The sequence below is a fragment of the Methanolapillus ohkumae genome, assembly GCF_032594355.1.
GTDB lineage: Archaea > Halobacteriota > Methanosarcinia > Methanosarcinales > Methanosarcinaceae > Methanolapillus > Methanolapillus ohkumae.
In genome coordinates this window covers 963,886-984,637 of the sequence record NZ_CP131061.1, presented here as the reverse complement: position 1 = coordinate 984,637, position 20,752 = coordinate 963,886, and the positions used below count along the sequence as shown (strand labels likewise).

Here is a 20,752-nt window from a genome sequence, read left to right as displayed (position 1 = left end):
TCAGTTTTTTTCAATTTTTTTAAGAACTCATTAATCAGATTTTAATATAAAGTCGATGACTATTAGGTTTATTGAAAAAAAAAGGATGTGTGACGATGGTGCTTCCAAAAGTTTCAATTGAAATTCCGGAAAATAAGACATACAAAGACCTCATTGAAGAATACGGAGAAGATCTGGGCGTTTTGCAACGCGAGGTCCGGCGGTTGAACCTCTCTGTCACGATTATTTTTGAAGGGTGGTATGATTCATTTATCGGAGAAATCATTAACCAACAGCTTCTTCCTTTTGACTCCCGTGGATTTGACTTTTATTTTACGGAAGCGCCGACATCCGAAGAGCAGAAAAAACCATTTATGACCCGCTTCAGCCGGAAAATCGCGCCCAAAGGAAAATTGGCAGTTTTCGACCGCAGTTGGTACATGCGTGGACTCATCGAGTATCTTTTGGATGAATCTGGTCCGCTTCTGTGCAGCATTCCAAATACCGAAAAAGACCCGGCATTGGCCTTATTTACGGAAACATCAAAAAAAGAAATCATCCATACAAGCCGGTTTGAAAATTTGGTAAATAATATCAACGGATTTGAAAAAACACTGGCAGATGACGGCGGAATCTTGATTAAAATTTACTACGGCATGTCTAAAGGCGACCGGCTCCGCCAAAAAAACACATGGAAAAAGACAACGCCTTACATCATTGACAAAAGATCAACCGAAAAAGTATACCGGGAAGACATTTACGTCATAAAAGAACTTTTGGATCGGACACACACCGGATATGCCCCCTGGAAACTCATTTTGGTCCAACAGAATATGGATTTGGCGATTTTGCAAACAATGAAAACCATTATTGATTTACTCAAACCAGCCGTTGAACGCGCACGGCAAGACTTTGTTCCAAATGTGAACCGCGATGAAAAGGATGATAATTCTGATTCTATGGATTCTGTTTTTGAAATAAAAGATGAAAATAAAAATGAAAACAGAGACAAAAATGGAAATAGAGATGAAAACGAAAGCAGAGACGAAAATATTGATTTTGATTTGATTCCGGATCATTTGTCTGCTGTTGATTTGACAAAATCTTATTCCAAGAAAAAATATGCACGCCTGCTGAAAAAATATCAAAATCGGCTGTCTTTTTTGCAATATGTGCTTTATTCGCAGAAAAGAGCCATGGTTTTGGTTTTTGAAGGGTGGGACGCCGCCGGAAAAGGCGGAAGCATCAAACGCATCGTTCAATCCTTAAACCCGCGTTTTTACCGGGTGATTCCGGTTGCAACCCCGACAGATGTTGATTTAAAACACCACTATTTGTGGCGATTTTTAGATGGCATTCCTGTCTGCGGAAAAATTTCCATTTACGACCGAAGCTGGTACGGACGTGTGATGGTGGAACGTGTTGAAAAATTATGCACAAAAGAAGAATGGCAGCGGGCTTATGATGAAATCAATCTCTTTGAGAAAATGCTGACCGATCCGGGAATTATTGTCATTAAATTTTGGATGCATGTCAGTAAAGACAGACAATTGGACCGGTTCAACGCGCGGGCGGCGAATCCGCTCAAACACTGGAAACTTACGGACGAGGATTGGCGAAACCGGGAAAAATGGGACGAATATTACGAAGCCGTCAACCAAATGCTGGACCGCACAAACACAAAAGATGCACCGTGGACCATCATTGAATCCGACGACAAATATTATGCCCGAATTAAGATTTTAAAAACAATCGTAAAACAGATTGAAAAAGAAATTGAAGGTCCCGAAAAAATCAATCAGAAACGGTTGAATGAATAAAAAAATCTGAAAAACAATAACAAAAAACGATAATGAGAAATTAAAATATAAAAAAAGGGAAATTAGTCCCTTTTGTTACTGGTTTTTCCTTCCAAAAGAAGAACACGAAGCGCTTCACGGCAAGCGGCAACTGCCGGCGCACCGGAAGTGATGGAAATTACTTCCATGGCTTCCATAATTTCTTCTTTGGTGGCTCCGTGGTGAAGAGCGCTTCTCATTTGAGACATAACACAATATTCGCATTGTTTAGACGCGACCACCGCAAGCGCCATCAAGATTTTTGTCTTGGCCGGAAGCACGCCATCACTTAAAAGGCGGCCGTCACAGTGGCCGTACCTCTTCACAAAATCTTCATCCAGAGCGGCCAATGTTTCAAGAACGTGCGGGGTAAATCCCATTTTTTGGCCAATGCTATCCACGATTTCTTTTCCTGATTTTTCCATAATTTTTCCACCTGGCTATTGAAATACTTTGAATCAAACAAATAACAACTAAGCAAAATAAATATTTGAAATCTTTTATATAAATTTTGGTACCACATCTGTAATAAAAAATGAAAGAACCGAAATGAAAAGCCAAATGAAAAAGTTCATATAAAAAGCATCAGAATCAGGGGATATGAATTTGTCTTTTCCCGAAAAAAACATTGTCATCGTCCGGTATGGAGAGCTCTCTTTAAAAAGTCGCGGCGTTCGGGACCGATATGAAGAAATTTTAAAAATGAATATATCCGCCATGCTTAAAGCCAACGGCATTCCTTTTTCAAAAATATTACGAGATTTCGGGCGCATTTTTGTGGAAACCCAAAGCCCGCTTGCCCCGGAAATCATCGCCCGCGTTTTTGGCGTTGTCAGCGTCTCGCCGGCCTTTTCCTGTTCGGCCGATCCGGAAGAAATAACGGCGCTTTGCGCCACCATCGGCGGAGAAGAAATCAAAGACGGACAAACTTACGCTGTCCGTGCACGCCGATCCGGCAATCATTCTTATTCTTCAAACGATATCGCCCGGATTTGCGGAGATGCTATTTGGGAAAAACTCATCGCTGCCGGAAAAACACCATCGGTTGATTTAACTCATCCGGACCGTGAAATTTTCGTTGAAGTCCGACAAAGTCGATCGTATGTTTATTTGAACAACCTCAAAGGTCCGGGCGGATTTCCGACGGGGACCCAAGGAAAAATGGTGGTTTTACTGTCCGGTGGCATTGATTCCCCCGTGGCGGCCTGGCTGATGATGAAGCGCGGCATTGATATTATTCCGATTTTTTTTGATAATTCCCCTTACATGAGTCAAACTGCAATTGAAAAAGCCATCGACAACGCTCAAGTTCTTTTTTCATGGGCACCCGGCCGCCGGCATAAATTTTACCGGATCAAGCACGGCGAATACATGAGATCCATGATGGAAACCTGTTCATCAAAAAACATTTGTTTGATGTGCAAACGCTCCATGTTTAGAGTTGCGGGCGCCGTGATGAAAAAAACAGGTGCCGTCGGAATAATTTCAGGATCATCTCTCGGACAGGTCGCGTCTCAGACGGCAGAAAATATGATTTGTGAAACATACGGCCTTTGCTTACCGCTTTATCATCCGCTCATTGCGTACGACAAACAGGAAATTATCGACCTGGCACGAAAAATCGGAACGTTTGATAATTCCATCCGGGCATCGGATGAAAAAGAGTGTTCGGCAGTTCCTGAAAAACCGGAAATTAAAGCTAAACTGACAGTTGCGCTGGATGAAGAAAATCGTTTCCGTTTTAATTTAGAAGAAATGATTCAAAATATGGTAAATGATGCCGAAATTATTGAATTTTCACCGGAAAATGAAATTGAAATAAAATAATCAAAATATAAAATAATCAAAAAAATTATAAAATGAGAAATATTAAATATAATTTAAATATAAAGTATCAAAATCATAAAACGTGCCGAATACTTTCGCTTCTTCTACATTTTTCTAATTTTATATTATATTTTGAGTTCATTTTTACTTCGAAAACTTTATATTTATATATGGATTCATTTATACGATTACTATAATTTTCATATGGAATGAACTATTAATTATATGGATAGATATAATAATATTTTATTAATTATATTATAAATAATATAATATCCTGTATAATAAACAAAAGAATAAACAAAATAAACAATATAATAATCGATATAATTAACTGCTTTGTTTTTGAAAAATGAAAAAATGGAGGAAAATCATGCAAGGAAAAGGCCTTTTAAGTCTTGTTACGTTTTCAGAAAAAAGAAGAGATTTGCTTTTTTTGATTTCCGACAAGCCGCGCACATTGGTTGAAATTAAGAATTATTTCGATGTGAAAACACCGGAAATTTATCCCCGCATCAAGGAACTTCTTGAAGCGGATATGATTCAAAAAATCAACAACGAATACCATTTAACACCGATTGGAAAAGTTGTTTTGACTTACTTCCGCCCACTGATTGAGATTTTGAATGTATTGGAAGAAACCAGCGAATTTTGGACCGACCATGATACCAACGCGATTCCACTTTCGATGTTGGAACGCTTTAATGAGTTGGAAAACTGTGTCATGTTCCAGGACCCGGCCAAGAACGTTTTTGAACAAAACCGTTTGATTTTGGACAAATTAGACACCGCCAAATCCATCCAAGGAGTTATGTCCGTTTTCATGCCATCCAGTCTTGAAATGTTTGAAGAGACCGTCAACCGCAAAATTCCCGCAAAAATTGTTTTGACGCAAGACGTTTACGACAAACTCCGGCTGGACTACAAGCCGCTTTTGGAATCCTACCTCCAAATCAAAGGAAACGAGCTCTATGTGATTGATTCCGTCAATTTGTTTGTCATTACGACCGATACCTACCTTTACTTCTCCTTGTTCTACAAAAACGGGCTTTATGACTCACAAAAGTATTTGGTGGCCATGGACGACCGCTCATTGAATTGGGGAACGGATTTAACGCAATTCTTTGTGGACCGATCCAAAAAAATCGACAAATTACCATGAGCAAAAAAGAATCAGAAGAATACCGCATTTGAAAATATGCGGTTAATTCTTTTTCCTTGTTATTTTACTTTTTTGTATTTATTGTATATTGTATTTTTTTGGCACCGCCGCCGCGCGCGTTATGGCATCCAATTTTAAAATATTTCAACAAAACCAATGGGTGGCTTTTTTAAAAAAGATTTTTAAAATTGCTGCAACTGATGCGGTTTTGAGCATTGCTGAAAAATTCCTCCGCTTCGCTTCGAAATTTTTTAAATGGCGGGGGGACAACTTGCCGTCCGGATTTGTTTCAAAAATAGCTTTTCAGTTGCGATTGCTGCAAACTGATGCGGTTTTGAGCATTGCTGCAATCCATTTTTTCTTTAATGCTGCTCTTTTTTGCCAACAAATCTATTTATAGTAACTATTCCGAGAAATTCGAGATGCAAAGCATCTCGAATTTTCGGGAAGATTTGCCCGAATGGAAATAAAAGTTGTTTATTTGTTCGAAATTGCTGTGACCAAAAAGAAAACATTCACAAAAGCAAACTTCGGCGGCAAATACCCAAAACTCCCTTTGAAATATTCAGAAGCGAAGCGTAGGAATTTTTTTTTGAAATAATTTAAAATACATTTTCGCCCTTAATGAAAAGATAGGGATAAACAAATTAAAATCCGTAATCGGTCAGATCTACCGATTTTTATGTTATGATTTTTAATATTATGATGGACGAATTTTGTATTTCATATTGGTCATTTGATAGTTATTTTTATGGGAGTCGATACATTATGCCAAACAATTTTGAAAAAGAGTTGATTGAAGAAGTCAAAGCTCATTTGTCCGGCGTTACCGGAGTGGATTGCGTTTTCGAATTGACAGAGGCGGACAAAGCCGAAATTGAACGCCTGGAAGAAGCCGCCAACGGCAACGTCCTCATGGGAATGGGCGAAGGCGACAACCAAGGCGTCAAAGAAGTCTTTAAAAAAGAATGTATTCTTTGTTTTACCACCACCAAGGCCTACGTTTGGCCAGAGCCCCCCAATGTCATTATGATGCAAGGCGGCGAAATTGTCGGCTTTGACTGCGCCGTCGACCAAGTTTGCCAATATGAAAATCAGCCGAATTATTTGGTGATGGGAACATTTATCATCGACAAAAGCAAAGTTCCAACCGCCAGCGGAAAACCGATTGTGATTTTGCCGCCCAAACCCTATGATTTTAAAGATTCCTGCCGGGTCAAAGAAGCGGTTCTCGGCTCACCATCAACGCCAAGTGATGAATATATTCGAAAAGCCTACAACTTTGACAAATCCCCCGAAAAAGGAACTTTTTTCCTCGGATTTGACTTTGTCTGCAAATGTTAATGTCCCGCTGCATGCCTGTTTAAATGATTTATGAATTTTAAAATTTCGAGAGATTTTTATGGATAAAAAAAACTGCTGCGCAAGCAATGAAATCAGCAAATTTACGGTTCAATCGTCCGACCTGGTATTTTCGACAATGAACAGCATCACGGAGCAAATCCGGTCTGTTTCCGGCAGCATTCAAAAACAAGACGTCTGCGCGATGCTCGAAGAAATCGTCGACACCAAAAAGAGTGGTGGGCACATCTTTGTGTCCGGTGCCGGGCGCTCTGGCCTCATGGGAAAAGCATTTGCGATGCGCCTCATGCACATGGGATTTGACGCGTTCGTTGTCGCAGAAACAACGACGCCCGCCATAAAAGCGGAGGACGTTCTTTTAGCGATTTCCGGTTCCGGAACAACCGCATCCGTTTTAAACGCTGCCCAAAAATCCAAAAAAGCCGGCGCAAAAATTATCGGGATCACTTCCAAAGAGGAAACCGAACTCGGAAAATTGTCCGACGTCAATGTGGTTCTTCCGTCCAAATCCAAAGCCGACGATATAAAAAATAATACAGCTTCCTCAAAATCAGCACCTGGTTCGACATCAGCGCCGATGGGAACCTCCTTTGAAATATTCACTTTGATTTTTTTAGATTCCATCGTGGCTCAGCTGATTGAAATTACCGGCGTTTCGGAAGACGAAATGAAAGCCCGGCACGCCAATTTGGAATAAATAAATTGAAAAGCAAATGAAATTCTGATCATAAAATAAATAAAAAATGGAGTTTTTAAAATGTCGGAAAACAGATTTTCAGCCGGTGTATCGAATGTGAATATTTCGGGAATCCGCAAACTTTTTGAAGCTGCCGGTCCAAACGCGATTAATCTCGGAATCGGAGAGCCGGACTTTGATACGCCGGACAACATCAAAAAAGCGGCAATTCAGGCGATCACTGACGGATTTACAGGATACACAGCGGGTCTTGGAATTCCCGAACTTCGAAACGCGATTTGCGGCAAATTGGAGCGCGAAAACAAAATTTCGGTGAAAAACAATGAAGTGATGGTCACCTCCGGCGCGTCAGAAGCGCTCTACATCTCCATGGCGGCACTTGTCAGCCCCGGCGACGAAGTTCTTATTCCCAACCCCGGATTTTTGGCATACAACTCCATTGTTCGCCTTCTCCATGGAAAAGATATCGGTGTCAATTTAAAAGAAGATTTGACGCTGGACGTCAGCGATGTTCTTGAAAAAATCACCCCCAAAACCAAAGCCTTGGTTTTAAATTCTCCCGGAAATCCGACCGGTGCCGTTTCGTCCAAAGCGGACATTAAAGCGCTTGCGGAAATCGCTGACGACAAAAATATCACACTCATTTCTGATGAAGTTTACGAATATTTCATTTATGACGGCGAACACGTCAGCCCCGCTCAATTTTCAGACAATGTCATTACCATCAACGCTTTTTCCAAAAGCTATGCCATGACCGGCTGGCGTATCGGATATTTGGCCGCCAAGGAAAATTATGTCGGACAAATTTTAAAAGTGCATCAATATTTGCAAGCATGCGCAAACTCCATCGCCCAAAAAGCCGCGGTTGAGGCTTTGACCGGACCGCAAGAATCGGTCGTCCGCATGAAAACAGAATTTAAGAGCCGGCGGGATGTTTTGGTAAAAGGCCTGAATGACATTGGTCTTCCCTGTGTGATGCCCAAAGGCGCATTTTACGCGTTCCCGGAAATTTCGGAATGTGACAAAGTTGCGGAAACGCTTTTGAAAAACGATGTCGTCGTGACCCCGGGAACCGCTTTTGGAACCCGCGGAAAAGACCATATCCGAATTTCCTATGCGGCGTCCATGGAAGATATTAAAAAAGCACTGACGATTATGGAAAAAGTTCTTTGAACTTTTTCCACACATTTTTCTGATTTTTTTTGTTTTTTTTTTGTTTTTTTTTGTTTTTTTTATTTTGTTTTTTTGTTTTTTTGTTTTTTTGTTTTTTTGTTTTGGCCGCGGCGTGCGCGCGTTATGGCGACACATTTTTGAAAAATAAATCAAATCTCGTGGGCGTTTTTTGAATTATTTTTCAAAAAAATTGACTGTTTTTTGAATTATTTTTCAAATCCGGGATACATTTTATTGAAAAAAAATGTGTAAACCCACCCGAAAATTCGGACACGTTTCGCGTCTCGAATTTCTCAGATTATTATCAAAAGATAGATTTGTGAAATGCATTGCTGCGCAGTTCACGGTTTGAACAATGCTTTCGCAGTTCACGGTTTGAGCATTGCTGCGCAGTTCACAGTTTGAGCATTGCTGCAATCTGATGCGGTTTTGAGCATTGCTGCAATCTGATGCGGTTTTGAGCATTGCTGCAATCTGATGCGGTTTTGAGCATTGCTGCATTTTTCCACACATTTCTTTTCATATTAGAATTCCGAGAAATTCGAGACGCGGAACGCGTCCGAATTTTCGGGAGGGTTTGCTTGGATTGAATAAATCATGATTTTTTTGTTGTTGTTTTTTGTTGTTGTTTTTTGTTGTTGTTTTTTGTTGTTGTTTTTTGTTGTTGTTTTTTTCTGTAATATTAAAAAATATTGAAAACCTTATATACATTATTTTAGAAGTATGCTTTATGAAAACCAATATGATTGAAATTCGGGACAAAATACGGATTTTACCATTCCTTGAAAACAAAATGTTCGATCTTGAAATGCGAATCCGGTTTGCTGAAGAAGACACAAAAAAACTGCTTTCCCGGTATGAAAAAGAATGTTTTGACGTCCGGATGATGCAGTCCAAATCGCTGTCCGGTTTTGTTCTAAAAATCACCGGTAAATATGAAAAAAGTCTTGAAAAACAAAAGCAACAAGAAATTGAAGCAAAATTAAATTACGACAAAGTGGCGGCCAACTTGGATGTTTTAAACGATGAAAAAATAATCATGGAAAAGCAAATCTCGGAACTTCTAACCCTGTCTTCCCAATACCATCAGATATTAAGAAAAAGACGGGCTGTTTTTAAGTCCAGGCTTTCGAAAAACGAAAAGTCACAATTTTTGGAACTGGATGAGAAACGGCAAAGTCTGCTCCAGGAAAAAACGGAAATTATTGAAGCCATTCAAGCCGGAATTATTGTCCAAAAAACAGCTGATTCTACATTTGATATGCTGGACAGCGCGGACAATTGGGCCACATTTGATTTGTGGTTTGGAGGCGGCATTTTAACTTATGCTGCAAAATATGACCGAATCGACAAAGCCGAACGCCTTTTTGGGCATCTGTCCGCCCAACTCAAAGAGTTTGAATCCGAACTCAAAGACGTTCAAAATTTGGACCAATTTGAACTGAACGAAATATCGCAGTCGGATCGCATCATAGATTTTTGGTTTGACAATTTTTTTACGGATTTTTCCGTCCGCAATCAAATCCGCACAAATATGAATCAGTTGGTGGATTTAATGAACAAAATCAAAGAAATGGACAAAATTCTGAATCAAAAATTAGAAGAAACAAACTCCAAATTAGAAGAAAACAGAGCGGCTCAAGAGGAAATATTGATTTCTTTGCCGGATGTTGAATAAAAAAACCGCCACAGTTTTTATTCGTTTTTATTTTTATTAACTCAAAAAAGCCGTCCGGTTTTACTCAAATCTTAAAAAAATATGTTGCCATAACATGCGTTTGTGCCGCGAAAATGCGAAAACAAAAAAACAAAAATAAAAACAAAAACAAAAACAAAAAATAGAAAAAAATCAATAGCCGAAAGGATTCGGCTCTTCAAACTCTTTTTTTGGAACCGGAATCATTCGGACCAATTCTTGAATCAATTCATCAATGCCGTTTCCGGTTGCCGTTGAAATGACATATTTTATTTCATCCGGTTTTTTAAATTCTTCCCGGTCAGATTTGTTCGCGACAATAATCGATGGCAAGGAGAACTGAGCCTGAATTTCATGCGACATTTTTAATTGATCCCCGATTTCAAAACCGCAGCTTTCGCTGGGGTCAATCAAAATCATCACAACGGCATCAAGACGCCGAAGCGCGGTAATCGCTTGAAGCTCAATATCATTTCTCTCCGACATCGGGCGGTCCAAAAGTCCGGGCGTGTCAATCACTTGATAACGAATATTATTAATTTCCATGTGGCCGATGAGAATTCCTTTGGTGGTAAACGGATAAGCCGCGATTTCGGGTGTCGCGTTTGTCACATAAGACACAAAGCTGGATTTTCCGACATTGGGATAACCGGCAACGATAATAGTCGGCTCGGCCCGAATATCCGGCAAATTCCGAAGCGCGTTTCTGGCATCTCCAAGAGTTTTTAAATCGGATTCAATCGAATAAATAATGGAGCTGATACGCCCAAACGCTTCTTTGCGGGCGTCGGCCGGCGCCGGATTTCCCCGGATTTTTCCAACATAATCGCGGGCAAGCGTATGAATTTTAGAAGAGGCCCAGTCCACCCGGGACAACGATTTTTTAATGCGGTCGACACCGATTAAAATGTCCGCCAAATCATAATAAAACGGCGGCAAAGACTCAAAATTCGGAAACATGCGGGTTACGTTGGACAAATTGTCCGTTAAAATATTGGCCGCCGTCAAAAGCATCGCTTCATTGGCTTCGCAGCGGGAAGTCGGGCCGTCGATTTTTTTGCCGGCCATGGTGCGCGTCGAGCGCCGGAACGCTTTGTCTAAAAGCTCTTCCGATGTGGGAATAGTTTTTATTTTTTCAAAGATCATAATAAAACCCCAAAACCTGCAAAAAAGAAAGACAGGAGATGGATAAATGGATAAAATCAATTCGGAAGACAGATAAAAGAGTCAATTTAAAAATTGATGAAAATCCGCAATTTAAATACAGAACCCAATACACAGGCGGCTTGCATATAAGCCTTTCCTATTTTTACCGCTATTTTTATTTTTCAATTTTACGATTATTTTTATTTTCAGTTTTACAATTATTTTTATTTTTCAATTCTATGATTATTTTTATTTTTCAATTTTACGATTATTTTTATTTCTATCATTTTCATGGCAAACGGTCTCTTTTTAAAACATATTTATTTTTTTAAAAAAATAAAATCTTTCTAAAATCCGTTTCAATGAATATATATATAAATAATGATGACAATTAAACCAATTGTTAATCATTAATTTAAACAAAAACAAAAATGACATTGACGATCTTTTCTATTTTTACAATTTTTAAAAAATTAAAAAATCAAAATAAAATCAGATAATTTTGGTGACCCCGATGGATTTAACAACAATTCAAAAAGATATTATTGCGGCTTTGATCAACATTCAGCGGCAGAAAGAATCTGCTGTCAAGGGTGAAGAAATCGCGGAACTGATCCACAGAAACCCGGGGACAATCCGGAATCAAATGCAACTTTTAAAAGCGCTCGGATTGGTCGAAGGCGTTCCGGGTCCCAAAGGCGGTTACCGGCCGACCGGCGAAGCTTACCAGGTTCTCAACATTGAAGTGATGGAAGAAGAAACCAATGTTCCGGTTTACCGAAACGGTATGGTTGTCAACAACGCAACCACCGCCGAAATCTCTTTTACAACCGTCCGAAATCCCGACAAATGCAAAGGCATCATCAAAATTATCGGAAATGTCAAAAGTTTTAACTCCGGCGACAAAATTCAAGTCGGTCCCACACCGGTCAACCGTTTAACAGTCTGCGGCGACGTTTATGGGCGTGACGACAGCAACAATCTCATTTTAATCGATATCACAGAACTCGTATCTCTGCCGCAAAAGCATGTCAAAAACTACATGAAGCCGCTCAACCTTGCGATTAATCCCAATTCTGATTTGCAGGAAGCATCCAAGCACTTTTTATCTAAAAACCTTCATGGTGCCGCTGTGGAAGACAAAGGAAAAATCATCGGCATCATCACTACATCCGATGTGACCCGCGCCGTTGCCAATTCCAAATTAGATGTGAAAGTCAAAGATGTCATGACCAAAGAACTCATCACGGTTGACGGCGAAACACAGCTTTACGATGTCGTCAAACTGTTCCACAAATACAACATCGGACAACTGATTGTCACCGTGGATGGAACACCCAAAGGTATTTTGTCCAAAACAGATGTCTTAAATGAATTAGCCGTTTACTAAAAAAAAACGGTTTTTCATTTTTCAGCTTTAATTTTTCAGCTTTAATTTTTCAGCTTTAATTTTTCAGCTTTAATTTTTCAGCTTTAATTTTCATTTATTCATTTTAATGTTTTTGAAAAAAAAGAAAGAACTGCCGCCAATTCAAAAAAGTCTTGGCGACAGATTTAAGGCTATTTCTTTTGTTCTTTTGTTTTTTCTGTATACTTAAAACCTGATTTTATCAGTTTTACCAATTTTCTGTTTTGTTCCTATTGCAAGACCGGTTTTTTAATTTTCCGCGCCGGCGATGATTAATTGCTCGACAATTTCAGTATACCCTTTCTCCGCCGCATAATGCATGGCCGAGTGTTCCAAATTGTCCACCGCATTCACATCCGCACTGTTTTCAATAAGCAAGGCGGAAAAATCATTTTGGCCGCACATCGCCGCGACAATCAGCGGAGATTCACCATCTTCATTTTTCGCGTTCACATCCGCTTTGGACGCAATCAGTGCTTTGCCCACGAATTTATTCCCTTTGGATGCCGCATAATGCAGAGACGTGTTGCCGTTTAAAAGTTTTAAATTGGCGTCTGCGCCGTTTTTAAGAAGCAATTCGGCAATATTTAGATTGGACTGCATACATGCAATCAGAAGCGGCGTTTCTCCGGCATCGTTCAGCGCGTTGACATTAAACTGTTTGCCGCCAAGTAAAGCGGTGACCACTTCACTTTGGCCATTGTAGCAAGCCTGGTGAAGCGGCGTGTTTCCGGACGTGTCTTTTTCTTCCACATCCCCGGACAAAAGCACAATAATGTCGCGCAGACCGCTGGCGGTTGCATAATCCAGCGCCGTGTGCCCGCTGTTGTCTTTAATGGTTTTATCGGCGCCCAACTCCAATAAGAATTTGGCGGCTTCCGTTTTTCCTTGAGAAAGCGTGTACATCAGCGGCGTTTTTCCATCTTTGTCCGTCGCATTGATGTCGGCGCCCGCATCGGTTAACATTTTCATGATTTCTTTGTTGCCGCTTTGAGAAACGCTGTGTAAAGGAGTCATGCTTTGGTTGTTGGCCAGAGTGGCATCGGCGCCATTGTCGATTAAAATTTTAACGATATCTTTGGAGCCTTTGACACAAGCGTAATACAAGGGTGTGCACCCCATCGGATCTCTTTTATTGTAATTAATGCCGCCTTTTTTGACAAAGGCTTCAACGATACCTTTATTTCCCTGCTTACAGGCATTTAAAAAAATATTATCCACTTTCATGTCTCCTGATATATTTTATTGAATGACTTGTTGAAGATGATTAAATAATTCTAAATAATTGAGTTAAATGACTTGTTGAAGATGATTAAATAATTTTAAATAATTGAGTTAAATGACTTGTTAAAGATGATTAAATGATTTTAAATAATTGAGTTAAATGACTTGTTGAAGATGAATGAGATGAATTAAATGACTTTGAATATGAGTTGGAACTTTTTTAAAACTGTTTTTTCAATGCCGCGAATTCATCGCCGACGAGACTGCCGACAACTCCCCGAGCCTTATCAGTCAGGCCGCATCCCAAATAAGCATCTTTTAACGCCAAAAGAACGTTTTCCTGCGCGATTTCCAAAAATGTTTCCACATAATTCATATCCATCGGTTTTAAATAAATACCGTCATCAATTTCAGAGACACGCAACTTTTTGTAAAGATCATTTTTCATGATTTTACTTTTCGGTCCCAGCTTTTTAATTTCCACAACCGCACTTTCCAAAACGGTGACAGCGGATGTAAAATCTCCGGCTTGCAAAAAGCAAATCCCCGTATTAAATAAAACATCCGGACGGCTGCTTTTTTCTCCGGCGGTGAGCAAAAGAGACGCTTCGGAAAAGCGTCCATCCTCCAAACATTGATGGATTAAATCAAAATCAATCTCTTTTTTTTGGACCGGTTTTTGCGGATTAAAAGAACTCAAAAAAACTCCCCCCATTATGATTTTAAAGAATATGTTTTACATTTACAGTTTGTCATTTATAATTTACATTTACAGTTTGCCGTTCTATTTTACACTTTACAATTTACAGTTTGCAGTTTGCAGTTTGCAGTTTGCAGTTTGCAGTTTGCAGTTTGCAGTTTGCAGTTTGCAGTTTGCAGTTTGCAGTTTGCAGTTTGCAGTTTGCAGTTTGCAGTTTGCAGTTTGCAGTTTGCAGTTTGCAGTTTGCAGTTTACATATTTGAAAGTAAGAATTTGACCAGCATTTCATTATTCTTTTCGGTTGCGTAATCAAGCGCGGTTTTTCCGGCGTTGTTGACAGCATCCGGAACCGGGTCTCCGAATTCAAACAACATTTCAGCAAGTTCCTTTGACAATGCCTGATTTGTGTTTTGAGCCGCATAAATCAATGCCGTGTTTCCGTTTTTGTCCCGCAAATCTAACGCGGCATTTTTTTCCAAAAACAAAAGCTGAGCTTTGGGCGCTTCTTTGAAATGCCGCTCGCCCAAACAAGAAATCATGAGCGGCGTCTGCCCCGCAAGATTTTGTTGGTTGACATCGGCACCTTTTTTTAACGCTTCCAAAATCACAGACAGCCGGAATGTAACACTTTTTTCAACCGTACAATCGGCCGGATGGTCGCCGTTTTCGGACGCGCAGGCCAAAAGTAAAAGCGTATCGGAGCGGTCATTGACATTGCCATTGATATCTAATCCTTTTTCCACCATGGACCCGATAATTTTGGCCGTATTCACTTTATCTTTACTCATGGGAATATTGCGGACAAAAAGCCAAGCCAAAGCAGACCGCCCGTCTCCGGCTTTAAAATTCGGGTCGGCTCCGAGTTCCAAAAGTGTTTGAATGGATAATTCATCAAAGTCAAAACAAGCCGCTGCCAAGGGCGTTCCTTCTCCGTATCCGTAAATGTCGTCAACGCCGTTGACGTCAGCACCCAGCGCAACAATAGCTTTTAAGGCTTCAACATCGCCGATGGCTTTGTGCAGCGTTCGGCCGCCGGTCGCTGCCCGAAGTTTTGCGTTCGGATCATCCGCCGGCTCGTCGCCGGAAATTTCGCCTTTTAGGAGGGCGCCGATTAAAGTAGCGCCCTGCCGCTGTGCCAAAACATGAGCAGTTTCAAGCATTTCGTTTTTGTCTTCCGGATCAACTCCTGCGCCCAAAAATGCTTTTGCCACCATAAACACGTTGTCCATGACCGTATCCAATTTCTTTTGATAATCTGCCACATTTTTTTGCGCGACATCCGCCGCTGCTTGATTATTGGAACTTTGAGCATCTTCAAGCCTTTTTTGAGCTAAACGTAAATCATTCATCGGATTGTAAAGACAGCTGAAAAGAAGATGCAACCCATTGTTTCCGGAATCATCCGTGCCGGTGATTTTAACGCCGTTATCAAAAAGCGCTTTTACAAACTCACCGTTTCCGTCTTTGGCCGCAATCAAATAGCATTTATTTCCCCGGCAAAGATGCGGATTTTTTGCCAAAAGACAGCCGGCCGTCTGATAAATGTCGCCAGGATTCGGCTGGTAAAAATAGGATGGGCGAATGGCCGCAAGTTGAGTGAGTGCGTTTTCCTCCTTGTTATTTTTAACGGCCGGATCGTAACCTGCATCCAACAACAGTGTGACAGCTTGCATATCGGCATGATAAGCCGCCGCATGCAAAAGTGTGTTGCCGGAATCATCATCAATTGGATTTTCTGCCATGTATTTTGTGTAAAATTGCATAATTTCATCATGCGACGCATTGTTTTGATAGGCACCTGCCAAAGCCCTGAAATTCATAATTTTTCCTCCATTTTTAATATAATAATCTTAGTAAAGAGTAATCATATGAATACCCTACGTTGACAGCAGCTCATTTAATAATTAAAATCATATTATATTAATAAATGAATGAAATTAATGAAAATAAAAGTGAAAAATAGATTAAATTAAGTAAACCGTTCTTCTTTTAAAAATAATAAAACCAGCCGCTTAAAAATGAGGCTGATTGATTCCGAATTTTTTTATTTTAGTGGTTTGATATTTTTACCGAATTTTATGTTTACTGAACCGGATATGTTTTTGGCCCTTCGGTAAAATGGAATGTTTTGATTTCTTCAACATCGATAAAAAACGATTTAAAAATCGGGTTATCCGGTGTTTTATAGATATTTTTAATATGGGCATTTTCTTCCAAAATCCGTGTTTTTAACGCACGATCATCCACAAAAACCACTTTACCGTTTACGGATAAAACAGGCGCGAAGTCTTTCGGGTAAGTACAAAAAGATACATTCGGGTTCGCCATTAATTGGGCGTAGACCGGTTTTTCGCTGCCGGTACAGAAGTACACTTTGTTTTCGTCCACCCACAAGAATTGAAATACTCGTGTGCATACTTTTTTTCCGTCCTGTGTCGCAAGGACGCCATTTGGATTCTCTTTCAAAATTGCTGCAAAATCAATCATGTAGGCCCTTCATTTTAAATATTTTGTTTTTTAAATAATCTTTTATAATAAAGAACTTAAATATTTAATTCTAGCGGAAAGAAATTGGATTTAAGATTATCACACAAGAAATATATTTATTTATAATAGAGGGGATCTGATACCTGTAAATGTTGTTTAACTCATCCGGATCCAAAAATAAAATTAAATAAAATAAAATTAAATAAAACAAGCCGTCAAAAAAATAGCTGCCGTTTAAAATGACTGTTTTCATAAAAATAAGGGCTGTGAACGGCTTTTAAGTAAACCCGATGTTCTTCGCGAAAGGTTTTATCCGGAAGAACTTCTAACGTCGGGGGTCCGCGTCTAATTCTGTGCTGCCCGTACAATGATGCTCGTAGACAACAAAATCTTTTTCAATTTTGTACAAAGCCAACCCCTTCATATTTATAAAATGCGGGAGACGGGATTCGAACCCGCGAACCTCTACAGGACAGGGTCCTAAGCCCTGCGCCGTTGACCCGGCTTGGCAACCCCCGCAATTGAAAAAATAAAAATTAAATACACAAAAAGAAAAATTGTAACGGAATTGTCGTTGCAACTTATTTAAAGCTGGCTTATAAAATATAAAAATTAAATATGAAATGAAAATCGGAATATAATTTTTAAAAATATATGAAATGAAAATCGGAATATAATTTTTAAAAATAAAAAAATTCAGCCGGCATTATGGTCAAATGTCCGGCTTTTTTGTAATTTCTTCTTCCGTGAGGTAACAGGCCGGATCGTCCCCCCAGACATTTCCGGAAGTGGCTTCTGCCCGGACTCTGAAGTTTCCGTTACAGACATCTAACCATTGGCAGCGGGCGCATTTAGATGCATTGGCCAAAAGCAATTCTTTTCGATACTTGAGTCCTTTCATAAGCGGGTGGCTTGTGTCCGTCCAAATTTCAGAGAATTTGCGCTCGCGAATGTTTCCAAGCGTACAGTGCCGCCAGAATTGGTCCGGATGGACATTGCCGTCCCAAGAAACACAACCGATTCCAACACCGGTCGAATTTCCTTGGTTCATGCTCAACAACTCATAAACTTCCGCCGCACGTTTTTTATCTTCTTCCAAAAGTCGGAGATAAATGTAGGGGCCATCACAGTGATTGTCCACCGTTAGCACTTCGGCCATGTAGCCGCGGGCATGAAGATCCGCCGTTTTTTCAAGAATCAAATCCACCGCCTTTCGGGATTCTTCGGGCGTTAAGTCTTCCGCGACCATATCGCTGCCACGCCCGGAATAAACCAAATGGTAAAAGCAAATCCGCGGAATTTTCTCCCGCTCCAAAAGTTCGAAAATTGCCGGAATTTCAGAAACATTGTGTTTGTTAACCGTAAACCGAAGACCGACCTTAATACCCTCTTCTTGACAGTTTTTAAGCCCAGCAAGCGCTCTTGCAAACGCGCCCTTTTGTCCCCGGAAGAAATCATTAATTTCTTCCATGCCGTCGAGTGAAATACCGACATAAGACAGGCCGACATCTTTGAGCTGCTTGGCTTTTTCTTTTGTGATCAATGTTCCGTTGGTTGAAATTACAGCACGCATTCCTTTTTCTTTCGCGTATTTCGTCAGTTCCACCAAGTCTTTTCGAAGAAGCGGCTCCCCGCCGGAAAACAGAATTACCGGGCTGCCGAATGCTGCTAAATCATCGATTAATTCTTTTCCCTCATCCGTACTCAATTCATTTCCTCCGGAAAATTCCGGGTCCACCGCATGCGCATAACAGTGTACGCACCTCAGATTGCATCTTTTTGTCATGTTCCAGACGACCACCGGTTTTTTGTCCGCTGAGAACTGAAGAAGATGAGAAGGAAGACGTTTTGAATCGCGGTTGTATCGGAGCGCATCTGACGGCTCCACTGTCCCGCAATATAATTTAGAAATACCAATCATAGCCGTACCTTAATACCATTATCAATAAAAGCCTTTCTCATGAAATCGGAATGATTATGAATAAGAGATTTTTTTCAATTTAATTTTAACATATTTATTTTGATTTTTGGCCTATTAAAAATAATTTATTTATAAAGTGAAGATATTACGAGTGCTTTTCGGATAGAACAAACAGTTTTCAACTTTGCAGGAACTGTTTTGAGGAAAAAAGGAACAGATAAAATTCGAACTGTCCATTTCCACATTCAATTGACTTTTTGTGAAGGCAATGGCTTGTCTTAAAGCAAGGATCGTATCTCTTTTGCAACACCTCGGACCACCGTTTTGAGAAATAATGTTTAAGCATTGCGCAGTCATTTGATTGGCCAGACTCCATTCTTTTTCGGAAAGCGGCGTTGCTTTTGTGACAAGGCTCACAAAAATTCCGGCGGAAATTCCAGCGCCGCAACTGCCCCACATTCCGCAAATTCCGCCCGGAACTTTTTGGGTCCGCTGTTGGGCAGCCTCCAAGGCTTTTTTAAAATCCAAATCTTCGCCGAATCTTCCGCCAAATGCTCCGCCACTGTTTTTGTATGCCGCTAAAAGCGCCGCCGTCACCAAAAAATGGTGTTCGGGACCGTGCATGTTGATGAGTTTGCTTTTCATGATGGTTTCGGCAATCGCGATCGGATTTTTACCGTCCGCCGCGCGCACAAAATTTTCAATATATTCGTATCCGTCTTTGAAATGGCATTGGTCACAGACATAATGACCGTCTTCGCATTCGGCAATGGAAACCGCGTCTGCTTTACAAATAAAACATTGAATGTTTTTGGGAATTTCGGAATAGACCAAACTTTTGCCACAAATGAGACAACCAGACGTGTGTTTCATAAAAATAAAAAGAAATTAAAAACCTTTCAACTTTTCGGTTTGCAAAACATTCAAGTCTTGTGAAATTGGGATTTTGTTGCTGTCAAAATAAGAAGTGATGTACTTGTTCACCCAGCTGTGCCGTTGTTCCCGGTTAAGAAGCAAAAAATCTCCGCACTCTTCTTTTTCAAAAACCAGAACCGGGCAACTGGATGAGTTGTCATAGACTTTTGCCATATCGGATTTGAGAAGAACTTCCGGCATGAGACGCATTGTTTTTTCATAGCGGGACAAAACCTTGTCGGATGGAACATCATGTCCGCCATTTTTGACGCGCTCAGCAATGCGGTTGAGATTGATTTGCGGGTCGGAGGTCGTTATGTAAATCGTTGTGATATGATAGCCAAGGCGTTTGGCTGTCATCAAAAAATCCAATTTATCCTTTGTCGAAAAAACAGTTTCAAAGGTAAATGACTTTTCTTCTTCCAAAGCTTTAAAGCGCAGGGTTTCCGCTTGCTTCATGGCTTCAACGTAAGCTGCCAAATCATTTTTCTTTTCCGGCGCAACCAAATGATCCGGACAAATGTAAACTTCCGGACACATTTTATTCACCAAATGATTTTCGATGACTGTTGACTTTCCAGAGCCATTAGGTCCCGCAAAAACAAACAATTCTTTGTCAAGCGAAGTCATTTTATAATCATCTCTGTAAAAACAATAAAATTTGGAAATTACAATTAGAACACAGGATAAATATAATTTTTGAAACATAAATAGAATATTTATTCACAAAGCAATAAAATTAAACAAAAAATACCAATAAAATTAAACAAAAAATACCAATAAAATTAAACAAAAAAATCAAACCCATGCAACTTAAAAAGGTACAAAAAGGATAAAAAGGGATAAAGATTGCTCTTTTTGCAATCTCTTATTTATTTTTCTAAAACAGAAATCGTATACTGTGTCGCTTCATCCAAGCGAGCAGCTACTTCCGGATAAGGAGTCAATTTAAAATTCCTCATTACCATGTCTATATTTCGGGATTCTTCAGAATAATCACAATGAAACATAATTCATGCACACTCCATTTTTTTAATAGAACAACAGATAAGACATATTCATCTTATTTAAATCTTTGGAAGAATCTATAATAAATGATAATGAAAGAATATTTCAGAAAAAGAATATTTCAAAAAATGAAATATGAAAAACATTTATCAGATTCATTTTTCATTCTTTTCAAATTATTTTTCATGCTTTTCAAAATTATGTTTCATG

At 39.8% G+C, this 20,752-nt stretch carries 19 protein-coding genes and 1 tRNA gene; 9 read left to right on the top strand and 11 right to left on the bottom strand.

All coding sequences use genetic code 11. The annotated features are described in order from the left end of the window. Window positions 1–95 precede the first annotated feature (95 nt). On the top strand, window positions 96–1,799 hold the full coding sequence (locus MsAm2_RS04225; protein ID WP_338097021.1) for a hypothetical protein: 1,704 nt from the start codon (window positions 96–98) through the stop codon (window positions 1,797–1,799). A 62-nt stretch (window positions 1,800–1,861) separates the two neighbouring features. On the opposite strand, the gene MsAm2_RS04220 is transcribed toward MsAm2_RS04225, so the two are convergent. Then, window positions 1,862–2,242 carry a carboxymuconolactone decarboxylase family protein gene (locus MsAm2_RS04220; RefSeq protein ID WP_338097020.1) on the bottom strand — a complete coding sequence of 127 codons (381 nt, stop codon included), beginning with the start codon at window positions 2,240–2,242 and terminating at the stop codon, window positions 1,862–1,864. A 181-nt stretch (window positions 2,243–2,423) separates the two neighbouring features. Here MsAm2_RS04220 and thiI point away from each other — a divergent pair, with 181 nt between their 5' ends. From thiI to MsAm2_RS04190, 6 genes are all read left to right on the top strand, one after another. Further along, a complete protein-coding gene (thiI, locus tag MsAm2_RS04215; protein WP_338097019.1) occupies window positions 2,424–3,644 on the top strand; it encodes a tRNA uracil 4-sulfurtransferase ThiI in 1,221 nt (406 codons plus the stop codon). Window positions 3,645–4,017: 373 nt separating this feature from the next. After that, a complete protein-coding gene (locus MsAm2_RS04210) occupies window positions 4,018–4,806 on the top strand; it encodes a helix-turn-helix transcriptional regulator (protein ID WP_338097018.1) in 789 nt (262 codons plus the stop codon). Window positions 4,807–4,966: 160 nt separating this feature from the next. Then, window positions 4,967–5,206, top strand: coding sequence for a hypothetical protein (locus MsAm2_RS04205; RefSeq protein WP_338097017.1), 240 nt, complete (start codon window positions 4,967–4,969; stop codon window positions 5,204–5,206). 368 nt (window positions 5,207–5,574) lie between these two features. Further along, window positions 5,575–6,150 carry a hypothetical protein gene (locus MsAm2_RS04200; RefSeq protein ID WP_338097016.1) on the top strand — a complete coding sequence of 192 codons (576 nt, stop codon included), beginning with the start codon at window positions 5,575–5,577 and terminating at the stop codon, window positions 6,148–6,150. A 58-nt stretch (window positions 6,151–6,208) separates the two neighbouring features. Further along, window positions 6,209–6,865, top strand: coding sequence for a 6-phospho-3-hexuloisomerase (gene hxlB / locus MsAm2_RS04195; RefSeq protein ID WP_338097015.1), 657 nt, complete (start codon window positions 6,209–6,211; stop codon window positions 6,863–6,865). A gap of 60 nt (window positions 6,866–6,925) precedes the next feature. Next, complete coding sequence (locus tag MsAm2_RS04190) at window positions 6,926–8,038, top strand: pyridoxal phosphate-dependent aminotransferase (protein ID WP_338097014.1); 1,113 nt, start codon at window positions 6,926–6,928, stop codon at window positions 8,036–8,038. A 394-nt stretch (window positions 8,039–8,432) separates the two neighbouring features. Here MsAm2_RS04190 and MsAm2_RS04185 read toward each other — a convergent pair whose 3' ends face one another. After that, entirely contained in the window at window positions 8,433–8,561 is a 129-nt protein-coding gene (locus MsAm2_RS04185) for a hypothetical protein (protein ID WP_338097013.1), read from the bottom strand. Window positions 8,562–8,768: 207 nt separating this feature from the next. On the opposite strand from MsAm2_RS04185, the gene MsAm2_RS04180 reads away from it, so the two are divergent. Continuing rightward, window positions 8,769–9,716 (top strand): hypothetical protein, encoded by a 948-nt coding sequence (locus MsAm2_RS04180; protein WP_338097012.1) that lies wholly within the window; start codon window positions 8,769–8,771, stop codon window positions 9,714–9,716. A gap of 171 nt (window positions 9,717–9,887) precedes the next feature. Here the strand turns inward: MsAm2_RS04180 and MsAm2_RS04175 are convergent, their stop codons facing one another. Next, window positions 9,888–10,880, bottom strand: coding sequence for an NOG1 family protein (locus MsAm2_RS04175; protein ID WP_338097011.1), 993 nt, complete (start codon window positions 10,878–10,880; stop codon window positions 9,888–9,890). A gap of 514 nt (window positions 10,881–11,394) precedes the next feature. Here MsAm2_RS04175 and MsAm2_RS04170 point away from each other — a divergent pair. Then, window positions 11,395–12,270: a CBS domain-containing protein gene (locus MsAm2_RS04170; RefSeq protein WP_338097010.1), complete on the top strand. Its 876-nt coding sequence runs from the start codon at window positions 11,395–11,397 to the stop codon at window positions 12,268–12,270. Window positions 12,271–12,537: 267 nt separating this feature from the next. Here MsAm2_RS04170 and MsAm2_RS04165 read toward each other — a convergent pair whose 3' ends face one another. The 8 genes from MsAm2_RS04165 to MsAm2_RS04130 form a co-directional block, all read right to left on the bottom strand. Then, entirely contained in the window at window positions 12,538–13,515 is a 978-nt protein-coding gene (locus MsAm2_RS04165; protein WP_338097009.1) for an ankyrin repeat domain-containing protein, read from the bottom strand. Window positions 13,516–13,732: 217 nt separating this feature from the next. Then, window positions 13,733–14,212: a hypothetical protein gene (locus tag MsAm2_RS04160; RefSeq protein WP_338097008.1), complete on the bottom strand. Its 480-nt coding sequence runs from the start codon at window positions 14,210–14,212 to the stop codon at window positions 13,733–13,735. A 250-nt stretch (window positions 14,213–14,462) separates the two neighbouring features. Continuing rightward, window positions 14,463–16,031, bottom strand: coding sequence for an ankyrin repeat domain-containing protein (locus MsAm2_RS04155; RefSeq protein WP_338097007.1), 1,569 nt, complete (start codon window positions 16,029–16,031; stop codon window positions 14,463–14,465). A gap of 262 nt (window positions 16,032–16,293) precedes the next feature. Continuing rightward, window positions 16,294–16,698 carry a pyridoxamine 5'-phosphate oxidase family protein gene (locus MsAm2_RS04150; RefSeq protein ID WP_338097006.1) on the bottom strand — a complete coding sequence of 135 codons (405 nt, stop codon included), beginning with the start codon at window positions 16,696–16,698 and terminating at the stop codon, window positions 16,294–16,296. 434 nt (window positions 16,699–17,132) lie between these two features. Then, a tRNA-Leu gene (locus MsAm2_RS04145) sits at window positions 17,133–17,217 on the bottom strand. 193 nt (window positions 17,218–17,410) lie between these two features. Then, window positions 17,411–18,619 carry a 12,18-didecarboxysiroheme deacetylase gene (ahbC, locus tag MsAm2_RS04140; RefSeq protein WP_338097005.1) on the bottom strand — a complete coding sequence of 403 codons (1,209 nt, stop codon included), beginning with the start codon at window positions 18,617–18,619 and terminating at the stop codon, window positions 17,411–17,413. Window positions 18,620–18,748: 129 nt separating this feature from the next. Then, entirely contained in the window at window positions 18,749–19,492 is a 744-nt protein-coding gene (locus tag MsAm2_RS04135; protein WP_338097004.1) for a DUF5714 domain-containing protein, read from the bottom strand. A 15-nt stretch (window positions 19,493–19,507) separates the two neighbouring features. Further along, on the bottom strand, window positions 19,508–20,164 hold the full coding sequence (locus tag MsAm2_RS04130) for an ATPase (RefSeq protein WP_338097003.1): 657 nt from the start codon (window positions 20,162–20,164) through the stop codon (window positions 19,508–19,510). Between the last annotated feature and the right edge of the window lie 588 nt (window positions 20,165–20,752).